Here is a 15210-nt window from a genome sequence, read left to right on the forward strand (position 1 = left end):
AATTTTTATTATCAATTAAAAAAGGGCTATAATAATAGCCTTTTTTTATTTATTAATATTTTATAATTGTTTTTACGCTTTATGATTATGAAAAATAGTTCTTAGTTGTCTAACAATAAAAACTACCAGAATACCAATCACTGCAACTAAACCGGAGTAAAAAAATTGATCATTGGGATCTGAAGTAAGTGAAACACTGTAATTAATTTTAGAAGCGTTGAAGATAATTACTGCAATAAACAGCACAAACATAATGTTCAAAAAATACTTCATTTTAAGATGATTTTAATTTCTACAAAGATACAAAAAGCTTTTTGAAATAACTAACTAGTTAAAAACTAGGTCATTTTTTGGATTAATTCTTCTACTCTATCATAAATTTCTAACAAGGAATCTTGATCCGTGAGATTTGAATATCTTTCAATTTGACTTTTCAATAATAGTTCTTTCCATTCGTCGGCCAATTCTTCTCCGTAAATTTGAGTTACTTTTTCTTCTAAATCCAAAAGGGATAAATATTGGTCTGCTTGATCTATCTTAGCATTAACCACTTCCAGCAATATTTCCTCCACCCAGGTATAAAAGGAATTTTTATCTTCCCCGCGGGTGGCTATTTTTTTTAGTTTAAACAATGCCGGTTCCAGATTCTTTTTTCCTTTCGTTTTTTCAACTGTCTTAGGGTTTTTATCTTCTTTATCTATAGGATCTTCATTAAGAACTTTTTTCTTAGAATTCTTCTTCTTTCTTAAAATGAAAAATAGGAATAACCCCAAAAGGACAACCACAAAAAGAGCTCCATAAAGAAAGTTGGATTTATTTACTACTACAGAATTTTCCTCTGGCTTGGATTGGGAATTTTGGGAGTAATCTAAAAATTCCATTTTTTTCTCTGGCTTATCTTCTACTACCAAAGAGTCTTTATTTTTTTTATTTACTCTTTTACTTTCAGAACTTATTTTAAGTTCTATAGGATCGGGAGTTATTGTCTTATATCTTCTTTCAACCGGATCGAAGTAACTGAAAGGCTCTACCTTTAATTGATAGTTCCCTCCTTCTTGAGGTACGAGTACATAAGAAGCTTCCAAAGTTCCTTTTAATCCTTGAAGCGTAGGTGTAAATTGTTGTTTAATTACAGGTTTATATTCTTCTATGGCTTCGGGTACGCCAACCGAAGGAATTTTTACTAACGATAAATTTCCGGTTCCGGCAACACTTACTTTTAAGTTCGCTACTTGGTGTGTATTTAGTTTTACTTTGTCGGTAGTGGCTTTCATCGTAAATTGACCTACCAATCCATAGAAATTCTTGGGAGCTCCTGTAGGTAGGCTTTTAACGAATAAATGAACAGGATTAGATTTTATATTTATTTCATACTCCTCAAAAAAATTATTAGAGAGTGCTAAGGTTAGTGTAAATGGATCTAAGGTTATATTCCCTGGCTGTGAAGGAAAAACTACATACGAGGCTACTACTCGGGAGAAGTATGCTTCTCCATTGATGGTTTCTTGTTGATAGCTGTTATTTTTTTCTTTTATGGGTTGAACAAACCATCCTTTAAAATTTGGTGGGCTAAGATGGGTTAAACTATTTAAAAATTCAAATTGTTTGGTATAAAATTTTAGTTGAACAACTGTGCCTTCATTTACATAAGGAGAAAGGGTAGAAACTTTTAGAATAAGTAAATGATTCTCCTGTTCTTTATGATCATCGGCTTGGTCTTCCGTTTGTTCTTTAACCTTTATATGAAAAGATTTGGTTTTGTATTTTTTTCCTGCTACGGAAACTGTAGCAGATTCTATATTTAGCCTTCCTACTTTTATGGGGAGTAGGGTTATTTCTTCTACATATTCCATGGTGGAATTCCCATTTTCTATAAAAATATTGGAACTGGCTTTTCTTTCAATTATTTGTGCATTGGTATACGCGGGTATATCCATTCTCCCTACTTCTTTGTTACTTGGGGTTATGGAAAGCCTATATTGTATTTTAACAGGCTCCTGATAAGTGACTACCGTTTTTTGTGGAATCGCTTCAAAGGTTATCTGTGCTTGAGTACCTACTATACTTAACCATAGTATAGAAAAGAATAATATGAATTTTTTTGTTACCAATCTTTCTCTTTTTTACTTGTGGGTTGAGATACTCTTTTATTGATAATTTTTTGCTGTGCTCTTTTTTCCTGCTCTTGCATAGCGCCTAATATACCGTTGTAAAATTCTTGATTTTGCGCTGTTTCTAAAATTTCTTCTTTTTCGGGTGATGAATGGTTATCTCTTTCTTTCTCTCCTTGGTCTTGCTTTTCATTTCCCTGAACTTTCTGATCATTCTGAAATCCTCCCGATTGCCCTTGCTGGTTTCGCTTATCTGCCGTTGGGGGTTGAGAAGGATTTTGTGTTTGATTCTCTTGTTGGTTGGGAGAACTTTTAGGGTCTTTTTGATTTTGGTTGTTCTGACCTTCTCCAGTGTTCTTTTCCTTTTGCTTTTCTTTCTCTTTCTTTAGTTTTTGTTTCGCTAAAGCATAGTTGTACCTAGCACTCTCATCCACGGGGTTTAATTTTAATGCCTGCTTAAAACTATCTGCTGCCTTCTGGTATTGCTTTTTTTGGTAATAGGCATCTCCAATATTAAAATATGCTCTTGATTTTTCTATTTTATTCTCGGTAAATTTAATTGATTTTTCGTATTGCTGTATCGCATCTTGATATTTTTGTAATTTAAAAAGAGCATTGCCTAAATTAAAATTGGACTTGTAAGAATTATCGCCCTCTTGAATGGCTCGCAAATAATTAGCGGCTGCTTCGTCATAAAATTTTTTTTCATAGGCTTGGTTACCCTCCAGCCTATATTTCCTTGATTTATTTTGAGAAAACAAACTAAAAGACAAAGAAAAAATAATAATTAAAACTAATATTAATTTTATTTTTGAAAACATTAAAACAAATGTACTTTATTATATGTTAAAATCATTTTTATAATTTGTTAAAGAAACAATAATTAATAAAATTAGTGCAATACTAATAAATATTTGAAAATATTGTTTATGATCATAGGTATAACTTGACGATTGCTCTTTTTTCTTTAACGAGTCAATGGACTTTAAAACTTCTTTAGAAATTTCACTGGAGGAATAGTCCCCATGAAAGTATGCTCCACCCGTTTCAGAGGCTAATTTTTTCAAAGAATTATCGTCTAATTTCGTTAGTACTATTTCTCCGTTTCTATCTTTTTTAAAATCCAAATCGTTACCTGTAGTATGCATAGGGATAGGCGCTCCTTGGGTAGTACCTATTCCTATTGAAAAAATGGTAATTTTTTCTTTCTTTGCTGCCTGTATGGATGAATTCAATTCTCCTTCATGAATTTCTCCGTCGGATACCAGTACAATGGCTTTAGATGTATTAGAAACATCTGATAGCATTTTAGAGGTTTCCAAGATCGCATCTGCAATGTTAGTCCCTTGTTGGGTGATGAGTCCAGTATCTACACTGTTTAAATACAGTTCAGCAGCTGCATAATCGTTGGACAATGGCATGACTGAATAAGAATGTCCCGCAAAAATGACAATGCCTACCCTTCCACCGTCCAAACCGTTTAAAATATCATCTAATATTTTTTTTGCTTTTTCAATTCTTGAAGGAATGATATCTTGGGCATCCATGGATTTAGAGACATCAATCACAAATACTACATCTATGCCTTCCCTTTTTATTTCTTTTTTTTCTATTCCTCCTAAAACATTAACTAATCCTACCATAAGTGAAAGCACTGCAAAAATTATGAGTACATTATCAATGATAAATTTTTTTAAATTTACTTTCCCTAAGATTCGTTGCCTTAGTTTAGGCTCTACCCATCTATTGATAGATTTAGTTTTCCATTGGTGCAAATAAAGAATTCTCCCAATTAAAACAGGGATTATCAATAATAAATAAAAATATGATGTTTTCTCAAATTCCCAGCCCATCTTAATCTATTTTAAGCAATTGATTTATAAACAAACCCTCTTAATAATAACTCGATTAATAAAATTATAAATGCGGGTATTAAAAATAATCTATACTTTTCAGTGTAGTTATAATGTTTCCTATTGTTAATCTCTGATTTTTCCAATCGATTGATCTGATCGTAAATGTCTTGAAGACTTTGTGCATCTGTAGCTCTAAAATATTTTCCTCCTGTTTTTTGGGCTATTTCTTTTAATAAATCTTCGTCTATTTCTACTTTTTGTTGTTCAAAAAATATTTCACCGGAATAAGGATTCATGCTAGTTGGATATAATGCTAATCCATTCGATCCTACTCCAATGGTATATACTTTAATTCCGTATTTTTTTGCTATGTCTGCAGCCATTAGAGGCTTTATAAATCCATCATTATCAACTCCATCCGTCATTAATATAACTACTTTAGATTTTGTTTTACTATCTTTTAAATGACTGACCGCTGTTGCTAAACCTACCCCAATAGCAGTATCTCCTTCCAAGGTTTGTGTTTGCAATGCATCCATCTGCTGAATTAAAATATTTCTATCAATAGTTAATGGAACCAAGCTCAATGCTTCCCCGGCGTAAGCTATTAAACCTATTCTATCCACCGGTCGGTTTTTTACAAAATTTTTGGCTACTTTTTTTAATGCCGTTAGACGATCTGGATCCAAATCTTTAGCTAGCATACTTAAAGAGACATCCACCGTTAACATTATATCAATCCCTTTGTTGTTATTTAAAGTTTCAGATACATGAACTTTTCTGGGTCTTGCCAATGCAACTATTAGTAAAAAGATTGTACATAATCTTAACCAAAAGCATACGGGTCTTAATCTTTCAAAGATAGTTTTCTCGCTACGGAATTTTGATAAATTAGGAATAAAAATAGAATTTTGCTTTTTCCTCTTCCTATACTTAAGAAGAATAAATAACGGAACTATTAACAATAAAATTAAAACCCAAGAATTGGCAAATTCCAAATTAGTACGCATGATCATCTTTGTCCATTAAAAAATCCGTATTAGACTCACTTATAAATTTTTTAGCCATCTGGGTATGCTGTACAGTCTCTTTTATTGTAGGTTTTGATTTGGCAAACTTTGCTAAATCTGCCGCTTGAAAAATATTTTTTAAATCATTTTTCTGTTCCTCTTTAATTTTAAAATTCTTTTCTAAATAAAGAATCAAATCTTCCGAAAATAATTGTGTTGCTCCAACCTTCCATCTTTGCTCTATATATTCTTTTAATATCAATACCATTTCGGAATAATATTTTTTACTTAAACCTTTACTTAAGTAGTCTGATTTTTCAAGCTTATTTAATTTATTTAGTGCAAGTTTATATGGATATAAAATTTTATCTCCTTTTATTTTTTTCTTCTTAATTTCAATAAAATAGAGAACCATAACTATTAAGATTACAACAATCATAATGAAAGCCATGAGTATATAAACCCAATATTGTTTTACATAATCTTGGAATATTTTAGGTTCTTGAACAATAGGGTAAATATCATACAAAGGTTGCTTCGTTGAATCCACCACCATAGAATCAATAATAAGTTTATATTCAGGGGAAAAATATTCTTTAGAATTGATTTGAACTTTCTGAGAGGGGACAGTAAAAATTCCTGGTTCGTATGCTGAGAATTTAATGCTATCTATGTAAGTGTAAATTCCTTCTTTGAATAAGGTATCCCTTTTATTTTCAAGTATTTCTAAATGATAGCTAAGTGTATCTTTAATTTCAGGAAATACTATAGCCTCGTTTTTACTTGCTTTAACTTCTAATTTTAAAACCACTTCCTCCCCGTACTTAATTTTCTTCGAGGATATTGAAGATGTTAGCGGATTTTGAGAATTCACGAATACTGAAAAAAGGGAAAAACAGAATATGACTACGATTAACCTCATAGTTTAATGACGTTCTTTAAAATAGTTAAATAATTCTTTTATATAATCTTGATCCGTAGCTATATTTATAAAACCAGATCCACATTTAGTAAATACATTTTTCGTTTGTAATAATAATTTTTTATATTCCTTTGAATATTGTTCTCGTATACTTTTGTTAGACGTATTTACCCATTTTAAATCTCCTGTTTCCAAATCTTTTAGATGAGCCCAACCAATATCTGGAAAATTTAGTTCAACTCTATCGTAAATTCTAATTCCTGTTACTTGATGTTTTTTTGATAAAATACAAAGTTTTTTTTCATAATCGCCTATATCAAAATCAGATATTAAAAATATAGAAGCCTTTCTTTTTATAGTTTTTAATAAGAAATCTATACACAAGTTTAGATTTGCTGATTTATTAATTGATTTTATATCAAGTATTGTCTTAATTATATGAATAACTTGAGCATTCCCTTTTTTGGGGGGTATAAAAGCTTCAATTTTATCAGAAAATAAAATTAATCCTACTTTATCATTGTTTTTAATTGCAGAAAAAGCAAGTATTGCACTTATTTCAGCAGCAGTTTCATTTTTGAATTGTTTACGAGTACCAAAATTCATGGAGCCACTAACATCTATTAATAAAATCGATGTCATTTCTCTTTCTTCTTCAAAAATTTTAACTAGAGGTTCATGAAAATGCGCAGTTTTATTCCAATCAATTTTTCTTACATCATCACCAAATTGATAGGGTCTCAGTTCAGAGAATGTCATTCCTACTCCTTTAAATGAACTATTGTATTCTCCTAGAAAGGAGGAATTCAACCTTCGTTTGGATTTGAGTTCAATTAACTTAATTTTTTTTAAAACCTCTTCAGCCGTCACTTTTATAGTATTTATTTACAACAATACATTTGAATAAAGCTTTAAGGCGCTACTATTGCAGCTAATATCTCATCAATTAAATTTTCTGAAGTTATATTTTCAGCTTCAGCCTCATAACTTACCCCCACTCTATGTCTTAGGACATCCTTAGCAACAGCTTTAACATCCTCGGGAATTACAAATCCTCTCTGATTTAAAAATGCATGTGCTTTAGCCGCCATAGCCATACTTATACTCCCTCTGGGGGAAGCACCATACATGATATAGGGAGAAAGATTTTCTAATTCATATTTTTTAGGATAACGTGTAGCAAATGTTAGGTCTAAAATATAACTTTCAATTTTCTCATCCATATAAATGCTTTTCACCAATTCTCGTGCTTCAAAAATTTTTTCAACATTTAATATCTCTCTCACCTGATATTTATCTTTGCTCATGTTTTGTCTAAGAATCGTTCTTTCTTCTTCAAATTCAGGATAATTAATTACACATTTTAACATAAATCTATCAACTTGAGCTTCAGGCAAAACATATGTCCCTTCTTGATCTATAGGATTTTGAGTAGCTAAAACTAAAAATGGATCTTGCAATTGGAACGTTTCATCACCAATAGTCACCTGCTTCTCCTGCATAGCCTCTAGCAATGCTGATTGAACTTTAGCTGGTGCTCTATTAATTTCATCAGCCAATATAAAATTGGCAAATATTGGTCCTTTTTTAACCTTAAAATCGTTGTCTTTTATATTATAAATTAAAGTCCCTATCACATCCGCAGGAAGTAAATCGGGAGTAAATTGAATTCTAGAGAATTCTCCGTCTAAAGCATCCGATAACGTTTTTATAGCCAAAGTTTTTGCTAAGCCCGGTACTCCCTCTAACAATATATGCCCATTGGCTAAAAGTCCTATTAATAAGCGAGTGATCATATATTTCTGCCCTACAATTACCTGATTCACTTCTTTAATTAAGAAAGAGAAATCCTTACTTTTTTCTTGAACTTTTTCAATCAAAATTTTAATATCCTCAGAAGCTGTTAAATAATTCATATTATATTATTAAGACAAACAAATGTCCAGAATTTTATTGAATTTTACTACTAATGAATCGTTAATTTATTTATCTTAAATTAACGATCAACCACCTTTAGATGGCAAGATATTTGCAAAGCCCTAAACGCACTAATCATCTTTATTAAAAAATGAAAAATACTTTACTCTTATACTTTTTTTCAATTCCATTATTATTAATTTCTCAAGTGGGAATTGAAACTGATAAACCTGAAGCTACCTTAGATATTAATGGAGATCTTATCATAAGAAAAGCAGAATATGCTATTGATTATCATGATAAAGGATTTTACAATATTGTGACTGATAGTACAGGAAAAATATATAAAGATGACTTTATACCAAGTAGTTATTCCTATTATTTAGGATTTGATCCTATGGCAAGTAACCACACTGAGGAACTCCCAACTCCTTTAGTTCCTGGATATATTACAACTATTTATGGTGTATCCGTAGGGGCTTGTCATGGAAATGTTGTTGAGTTTACCTTAACCTATAAAGGTATTGATCTTTTATCTGCTAATATACATAGATTTTCAGCTGAAAATAGAGATGGAACTGAAGTTGTTGTTAATGGAGGATCTGTTATCATTGAAGGAATTAACGAAAGTAAATTATATTCCAATTCTTTAGAAAATTTACCTACTCCACCATCAGGATGTGGCGATGATTATGGACATAAATTATCTGCAACTATTGTTGATGGAGTAAAAAAATTATCTGTTACTTATTTAGATTTGCCTGTCTATTATCCTGATGCTGGTACTTTTACTGTCACCAATGTATCTAGAATTAAATACATACCAACAAATTTAAAAAAATAGTTATCTATGATATTTGTTTAATATCATTCATTTAACATGAACCTTTGTCTGAATGTATATTTTATAAAAATATCTACTTTTTTCAGACTTTTTAATGTATCTACTTTAGCATCCATTGTTTTGGAGTTATTCCATATTTTTTTTTAAAAGCTTCTATAAAGTGACTAGGATTTGTATAGCCTAAATCGTAGGCTATTTCCTTAACGCTTTTTAATTTTAGATCTAATTTTTCTTTTCCAATTTCCAACTTAGTATCCAGAATGTAAGTTGAAAAGGATTTCCCAATAATCTTTTTAAAACCTTCTTTTATTTTGTATTCACTTAAATGTACCTGATTGGATAATTCTTTTAATGTAGGAGGACTTGCTATGTTTTCTAAAATACATTCTTTAATCTCCTGAATTTTTGAAACAATGTTTTCCTGACTAATTGATTGATTTTTTATTAAATTATTTTCATTATCTGAAAAATAAAAAAGAAATATTTCTATTATTTTAGTTTTTAAATAAATATTTTTAAATTCCTCGTCTATAATAAAATCTTTCAGTTGAGACAAAATTTGTCTTTCTCGAATACCCAATAATTTTTCTCTAAATAAACATTTATATTCCGCATTTTCATAGAAAGGTAATTTATATGTATACTCACTAAAAATTTTTTCTAATTCTTGGATCTTAATTACTATAATAATTAAGTTTGATTTTTTAGCTAAGCTTATGTTAATTGGCACATTTTGCTTGGGATGAAAAATTAACAAGGTGCTTTCTTTTTCCATGAAATATATTTCATTTCTTGCAAAATGAAAGGTTGCTGTTCCTTTTATGCAAAAATACATTTGTACAAACTCTTTTTCTACAGGTTTAGAAATAGTATCTGTTACATCTGTATAGTTATCAATTTGTGCTAAATATAATTTATCACTAATCTTGTTTTCTCTTATCCTACTTTTAAAGGTATTTTTTAAATCCATAAAATATATTAAAAAAAAGCTATTAAGCCTTGATTAATAATTATTCAATGTATTAAAGATATAATTTAGATTAATTACAAACAAATAATTTTTAATTTTTACAGGTATTTTTTTTTATCTATAGGTATTTTGCATGTAGGAGAAAACCTAGATTTGCCAATGAAAAATTTTTAACGGTGTATTTATCTAACTGCATAAATAATTTTTTTGTTGTAAGTCTTAGCTATGAAAAAGCGAATTCAAAAGTTCGCGGGAAATTTAGTTTTGATAGTAACACTACCCAGCAATTCTGTGAGAAAATATCATTAATTGATCCTTATACCCGAGTTTTTGTACTTTCCACTTGCAATAGAACTGAAATTTATGTACAAACAGAAAAAATTCAGGAATTAATTAAAATTTTTTGTAAGCATATTTATGCATCCTCCGATGAATTCTTATCCTATTCTTGCATCTATCAAGGAGAAAAAGCGATTAAACATTTTTTTAGAGTAGCCTCTGGCTTGGAAAGTCAAATTATTGGTGATTTTGAAATAATTTCTCAAATAAAGAAATCATTCAATTCATTTAAAAAATTTAAGTTAACTAACGCCTTTCTGGAGAGATTGGTAAATACTGGAATCCAAATTTCCAAAAAAATAAAGAATTCTACAGCTTTAAGCAGTGGAGCTACCTCTGTCTCGTACGCTGCTGTTTATTATTTGATTCATAATGTTCCTGAAATTTCAAGTAAAAAAATCATCCTTGTTGGCACAGGGAAGATAGGTCGCAATACCTGCGAAAATCTTATTAAACATTTAAAGTACCCAAATAATCTAACATTAATCAACCGTACACGAGCCAATGCTCAAGATTTGGCAGATAGCTTTCACCTTAATGTGAAAGATTATAAAGATCTTCATACAGAAATCAATCAATCAGATATTGTTATTGTTGCCACCGGTGCAAATAAAACGATTTTTAATAAAGAAGATTTGACTAATAATTCTAAATCCATAACTTTTCTAGATTTATCTGTCCCTAATAATGTTTGTCCCTCGTTAAAGGAATCTAAAAATGTCAAACTTTTAAATGTGGACGATTTATCTGGTATTATTAACCAAACATTTAAACAAAGAATTCAAGAAATTCCAAAAGCTGAAGGCATTATACAAGAAATCATGCAAGAATTTATCTTATGGTGTAACAACAGAAGATACGTTCCTCTTATACAAGCCTTTAAATCAGATTTAGAAAAGATTAAAAATATTCAGAAAAAATCTTTAGATAAAAATCTTTCTATTACTTCAAAAATTGAAGATGAACTTTCCAACCAATTAATACAGAAAATCACCAATCGCTTGGCTGACTATCTGATTAATAATCCTGACAAGTCTGAAATTGCTACAGATTTGTTTAAAGATATGTTTAAGTTACAAATTACCCGATAATTACATTGAATGAAGCCCCTTAGAATTGGAACTAGAAAAAGTCCTTTGGCTCTATGGCAAGCCAAGGAAGTGGAGAAAAAACTCAATCAACTAAATATTCCAACAGAAATTATTCCTATTACTTCCATAGGTGATAAAAACTTAATTCAACCTTTGTATGAAATGAATATTGTAGGAGTATTTACTAGAGATTTAGATCTAGCATTACTTAACAATGAAATTGACATAGCTGTTCACAGTTTGAAGGATGTTCCAACTATATTACCCAAAGGTATTGTATTATCAGCGGTGCTTAAAAGAGACTATGAAGCAGATATACTTGTGAGAAATCCAAAAACAAATTCCACTTTAAAAAAATTTGATGGGCTTCATATTGGCACAGGAAGTTTAAGACGAAGGGCTTTTTGGAATGCTAAATACCCAAACGTTAACTTTCACAATTTAAGAGGAAATTTACAAACTCGATTATCCAAACTTGAAACTGAAAATTTAGATGGAACTATTTTCTCTCTAGCAGGGATTAAACGTTTAAACTTAAACATTGATTACGAAGTTCTAGATTTTATAATTCCTGCCCCAGGTCAGGGCGTTGTAGCCATATCCTCCTTAGAAAGTAATAAAGAGATTACTAATTTAATGGATACAATTAACCACAAGGAAACTCAAATCTGTACAGAAATTGAAAGAGACTTTTTAAACTCTTTAGAAGGGGGGTGTACTGCACCCATTGCCGCCTACGCAAAAATAGAAAATGAATCCATTATTTTTAAGGGTGGAATTGTATCGTTGGATGGATCTAAAAAATTAATTCTTGAAAAGAAAGTTCCAATAAACAAATACTCCGATTTGGGTAAAACCTTAGGTAAAGAAGCCTTTGAACAAGGAGGGAATGAAATTATAAAAGAATTTAAAACTAAAAACTAAACTAATAATTTTAAGTTATGAATGTTCTAATTTCTGGCTAATTTATATTTACGAATATTCTTGAATATTAGTTTTCTTTTATTTCTATAATCTTCTCTTGTACGGTAGAATTATTATTATCTGTAGATACTGAAGTACTTTCTTCAACCACTTCAACTTCCTTAGCTTTCGGAACCTCCAGAGTAGTTGTTTTAGGTTCTTCGGATGCGGAAGTGCTTACCTTTTTTTCCTTTTTTAAAGATACGGGTTGATTATTGGTAATTACTTTTTCTTTTAAAGTCTCAAAATTACCTTCCTTATTCATGTAAAAATATTCTCCGACATCATTCATTTCTTCAACCAAGTCATTCTTGGCTACCGGTCTTGATTTTTCCTCGACTTTGTAAGATGAACTTTTATTCACGTTTGTATTATTTGAAGATATTCCCTCTTTAGAGACAACGTTAGAATTGGTTTCCGGCATTACCTGTGTTTCAACTATTGTTTGTACCGTTGGGTTAACTAAAGTATCCTTTTGCAATGTATCTGTCTGAGATAAAACAATAGAATCTTGAGGTATTGGGTCTAATGAAATAGTTTCAGAAATGGTATCATTGACATTGATAGGCTCCCTCTTACTTTTAGAATTACAACTTAAAACCATGGATGAGCTTATCAATAGAAATAGAAAGGATATTTTTTTGTCTTTAATTGATAAATCTTTTTTCATAAGCTTATTTTCTTTAGGTAGGTAAATATAGGAATAAAAATATAAAATACACTAAATTTTTATTCATTCCTTATAAAAAATTCTTTTTACCCTAGGAGATATGGAAGTAAGTATTTCATAGGGAATTGTTTCACACCAAGTGGCATATTCTAACAAACTTGGAGATTCTCCAAGTACAATAACTTCATCTCCCTCTTGACATAAAATTTCGGTTACATCTACCATCATCATATCCATACATATAGAACCTACAATAGGAGCAATTGCTCCATTTACCCGCACATAACCCCTACCATTTCCTGCTAATCTTTTAATTCCGTCTGCATAGCCAATAGGCAATGTAGCTATCCTAGTCGTTTTTTTTGCCCTAAATCTTCTTCCATAACTTACCGTGCCTCCTTCTTGAATGGTATGTATGTTGGATATAACTGTTTGTAAGGTAACTACATTTTCTAAATTTTTAAGTGTTTCTTTATGATCTATGTAGCCATACATTCCTATTCCTAAACGAACAGCATCAAAGTGGAATTCTGGATAATTCACAATCCCTGCGGAATTGCAACAATGCAACATAGGTTTATAACCTAAAGTTTCAACCAACTGATCGTACGCAGATGTAAGTAGTTTCGCCTGTCTTTGGGTGAAATCTTTTTCTTCCGGTACATCTGAAACCGCTAAATGTGTAAATATAGATTTAACCTCAATCCAAGGGTTTTCTTTTAATTGAAAAGCTAATTTTTCAATCTCTTGAGGATTAAATCCTAAACGACACATTCCGGTGTCAATTTTTATATGAATCGGATATTTTTTTGCTATTGATAATTCTTTTAATCTTTCAGTAAATTTTTCAAGTACGCGGAAACTATAAACTTCAGGCTCCAAATCATTATCTATAATAGCCTGATAGCTATTTAGTTCCGGATTCATTACCATTATAGGAAGGTATATACCTTTTTTCCTCAGAAATACCCCTTCATCGGAATAGGCAACCGCTAAATAATCCATATGATGGAGCTGTAAAGTCTCCGCAACTTCATACCCGCCAATCCCATAAGAGGAAGCTTTAACCATGGCAATCATTTTAGTTTTAGGTTTTAATAAACTTTTAAAATATTTAACGTTAAACCTTAATGCATTTAGGTTGACTTCTAAGATGGTATCGTGAGACTGAGATTGTAAAAATTTTGAAATTCTTTCTAAACCAAAATCTCTGGCTCCTTTTAACAAAATAGCTGAATCTTTAGGCGGAGATTTTTTTATAAATGTTATTACCTCTTGCGTTGTAGAAAATATATAAGTAGCATGTTTAAACCACTGTTTATATTTTGCTCCTTTTTCTCCAATCAATAATAATTGATCTAGAGGATAGGCATTTACTAAGGTGGATACTTGGTTCCATAGTTCTTCTTCTTTTGAAGAAGATTGTAAAATATCTGAAAGGATTAAGATTTTTTTAGGTTTATTTTGTTGATACAATTGCTGCAAGGCAATTTCTAAAGATTTTATATCTGAATTGAAAGTGTCATTAATAACAACGCTATCGTTATCTCCATGGATCAATTCTAACCGCATGGAAATTCCATACAATTGAAGAAATTTCTTTTTTATAAGCGCAACATCCATGTTTAAATAAAACAAGATTGCTAGCAAACACAAAGCATTTTGTATGGATGCTTCATCTGAAAAAGGAATCGTAAACGATTCTTCTTTAGAATTTATTTTAACGTTTAAACATGTGCTTTTATTTTGTTTAACTACGTTTAATAATTGAATATCCGAATCAGCATCTTTACCAAAAAAAATAATTTTCTTATCGGGATACACTTGTTTAATTATTGTCCTGATCTTGGGTTGATCGTTACATAAGATAGCTTCGGAGTGTTTAAATAATTTAATTTTTTCAACAATTAAATCTTCCTTATCCTTAAAGTTTGCGGAATGTGCTTCCAATACATTGGTTAAAACCCCAATTTTTGGTGACAAGACTTTTTCTTGTTTTTCCATTTCTCCAGGGTATGAAATTCCAACCTCAAAAATTCCTAAGTCATATCCGGGTTTCATTTGCAATATGGAAATGGCTAATCCTAGCTGAGAGTTATAACTTTTAGTGCTTCTATATACTTTAAGTTCAGAATTTAAAGCATGAAATAACCATTCTTTAACAATGGTTTTCCCATTGCTCCCTGTTATTCCAATAGTCTTCACCGGATATTTTTTTAAATGCTCTTTTGCCCATTTTTGCAAAGCTTCCAAAGGATTGTCAACTAAAATATAAGTGGCTTGCTCATGTTTAACGGGTATATATGAACAAACAAATATTCGTATAGACTTGGTAAAGACTTCCTCTATATAGTCGTGTCCATTACTATTTCCCGTTAGAGCAAAAAAAATTCCTTCTTTAGGACTAACAATAGACCTGCTATCGTAGAAAATTTCAGAAATTTTTTTGTTTGAATCCCCAATCACCTTTCCATTAGTAAGTGAGGCTAGTTCTCCAACCGTATACATCTCCATGGT

General features: G+C 30.6%; 14 protein-coding genes. 3 read left to right on the plus strand and 11 right to left on the minus strand.

Features of this window, described 5'->3' with window-relative positions:
* Positions 1-72: 72 nt before the first annotated feature.
* The 8 genes from ETU08_RS03340 to ETU08_RS03375 all read right to left on the minus strand — a co-directional run bounded on the left by ETU08_RS03340 (position 73) and on the right by ETU08_RS03375 (position 7815).
* Positions 73-273 carry a hypothetical protein gene (locus ETU08_RS03340; protein ID WP_146261598.1) on the minus strand — a complete coding sequence of 67 codons (201 nt, stop codon included), beginning with the start codon at positions 271-273 and terminating at the stop codon, positions 73-75.
* Between the two features lie 65 nt (positions 274-338).
* Positions 339-2111: a BatD family protein gene (locus ETU08_RS03345; RefSeq protein WP_146261599.1), complete on the minus strand. Its 1773-nt coding sequence runs from the start codon at positions 2109-2111 to the stop codon at positions 339-341.
* Positions 2105-2932, minus strand: a complete 828-nt coding sequence (locus ETU08_RS03350; RefSeq protein WP_146261600.1) for a tetratricopeptide repeat protein — start codon at positions 2930-2932, stop codon at positions 2105-2107. The genes ETU08_RS03345 and ETU08_RS03350 overlap by 7 nt, the downstream gene beginning before the upstream one ends.
* Before the next feature lie 18 nt (positions 2933-2950).
* On the minus strand, positions 2951-3964 hold the full coding sequence (locus ETU08_RS03355) for a VWA domain-containing protein (protein ID WP_146261601.1): 1014 nt from the start codon (positions 3962-3964) through the stop codon (positions 2951-2953).
* Positions 3965-3975: 11 nt separating this feature from the next.
* A complete protein-coding gene (locus ETU08_RS03360) occupies positions 3976-4977 on the minus strand; it encodes a vWA domain-containing protein (RefSeq protein WP_146261602.1) in 1002 nt (333 codons plus the stop codon).
* Positions 4967-5899 (minus strand): hypothetical protein, encoded by a 933-nt coding sequence (locus ETU08_RS03365; RefSeq protein WP_146261603.1) that lies wholly within the window; start codon positions 5897-5899, stop codon positions 4967-4969. Before ETU08_RS03365 ends, ETU08_RS03360 begins: the two co-directional genes overlap by 11 nt.
* Before the next feature lie 3 nt (positions 5900-5902).
* A complete protein-coding gene (locus ETU08_RS03370; RefSeq protein ID WP_146261604.1) occupies positions 5903-6769 on the minus strand; it encodes a DUF58 domain-containing protein in 867 nt (288 codons plus the stop codon).
* Positions 6770-6810: 41 nt separating this feature from the next.
* A complete protein-coding gene (locus tag ETU08_RS03375) occupies positions 6811-7815 on the minus strand; it encodes an AAA family ATPase (protein WP_146261605.1) in 1005 nt (334 codons plus the stop codon).
* A gap of 152 nt (positions 7816-7967) precedes the next feature.
* On the opposite strand from ETU08_RS03375, the gene ETU08_RS03380 reads away from it, so the two are divergent.
* Positions 7968-8660 (plus strand): hypothetical protein, encoded by a 693-nt coding sequence (locus ETU08_RS03380; protein ID WP_146261606.1) that lies wholly within the window; start codon positions 7968-7970, stop codon positions 8658-8660.
* Between the two features lie 100 nt (positions 8661-8760).
* On the opposite strand, the gene ETU08_RS03385 is transcribed toward ETU08_RS03380, so the two are convergent.
* Positions 8761-9630 (minus strand): AraC family transcriptional regulator, encoded by an 870-nt coding sequence (locus ETU08_RS03385; protein WP_146261607.1) that lies wholly within the window; start codon positions 9628-9630, stop codon positions 8761-8763.
* 176 nt (positions 9631-9806) lie between these two features.
* On the opposite strand from ETU08_RS03385, the gene hemA reads away from it, so the two are divergent.
* Together hemA and hemC are read left to right on the plus strand one after the other, a co-directional pair.
* A complete protein-coding gene (hemA, locus tag ETU08_RS03390) occupies positions 9807-11060 on the plus strand; it encodes a glutamyl-tRNA reductase (RefSeq protein WP_185145269.1) in 1254 nt (417 codons plus the stop codon).
* A gap of 9 nt (positions 11061-11069) precedes the next feature.
* A complete protein-coding gene (gene hemC / locus ETU08_RS03395) occupies positions 11070-11984 on the plus strand; it encodes a hydroxymethylbilane synthase (protein WP_146261609.1) in 915 nt (304 codons plus the stop codon).
* Between the two features lie 67 nt (positions 11985-12051).
* Here hemC and ETU08_RS03400 read toward each other — a convergent pair whose 3' ends face one another.
* Positions 12052-12693, minus strand: coding sequence for a hypothetical protein (locus ETU08_RS03400; RefSeq protein WP_146261610.1), 642 nt, complete (start codon positions 12691-12693; stop codon positions 12052-12054).
* Positions 12694-12756: 63 nt separating this feature from the next.
* Positions 12757-15207 carry a bifunctional UDP-N-acetylmuramoyl-tripeptide:D-alanyl-D-alanine ligase/alanine racemase gene (locus tag ETU08_RS03405; protein ID WP_146261611.1) on the minus strand — a complete coding sequence of 817 codons (2451 nt, stop codon included), beginning with the start codon at positions 15205-15207 and terminating at the stop codon, positions 12757-12759.
* Positions 15208-15210: the final 3 nt, after the last annotated feature.

This window comes from Apibacter muscae, from assembly GCF_007845635.1.
Classification (GTDB): Bacteria; Bacteroidota; Bacteroidia; order Flavobacteriales; family Weeksellaceae; genus Apibacter; species Apibacter muscae.

Bases quoted from the DNA above. Each gene is read 5' to 3' on its own strand.
- ETU08_RS03340 (WP_146261598.1), bottom strand. From the start codon at position 273: ATGAAGTATTTTTTGAACATTATGTTTGTGCTGTTTATTGCAGTAATT.
- ETU08_RS03350 (WP_146261600.1), bottom strand. From the start codon at position 2,932: ATGTTTTCAAAAATAAAATTAATATTAGTTTTAATTATTATTTTTTCT.
- ETU08_RS03355 (WP_146261601.1), bottom strand. From the start codon at position 3,964: ATGGGCTGGGAATTTGAGAAAACATCATATTTTTATTTATTATTGATA.
- ETU08_RS03360 (WP_146261602.1), bottom strand. From the start codon at position 4,977: ATGCGTACTAATTTGGAATTTGCCAATTCTTGGGTTTTAATTTTATTG.
- ETU08_RS03365 (WP_146261603.1), bottom strand. From the start codon at position 5,899: ATGAGGTTAATCGTAGTCATATTCTGTTTTTCCCTTTTTTCAGTATTC.
- ETU08_RS03375 (WP_146261605.1), bottom strand. From the start codon at position 7,815: ATGAATTATTTAACAGCTTCTGAGGATATTAAAATTTTGATTGAAAAA.
- ETU08_RS03380 (WP_146261606.1), top strand. From the start codon at position 7,968: ATGAAAAATACTTTACTCTTATACTTTTTTTCAATTCCATTATTATTA.
- ETU08_RS03385 (WP_146261607.1), bottom strand. From the start codon at position 9,630: ATGGATTTAAAAAATACCTTTAAAAGTAGGATAAGAGAAAACAAGATT.
- hemC (WP_146261609.1), top strand. From the start codon at position 11,070: ATGAAGCCCCTTAGAATTGGAACTAGAAAAAGTCCTTTGGCTCTATGG.
- ETU08_RS03400 (WP_146261610.1), bottom strand. From the start codon at position 12,693: ATGAAAAAAGATTTATCAATTAAAGACAAAAAAATATCCTTTCTATTT.
- ETU08_RS03405 (WP_146261611.1), bottom strand. From the start codon at position 15,207: ATGGAGATGTATACGGTTGGAGAACTAGCCTCACTTACTAATGGAAAG.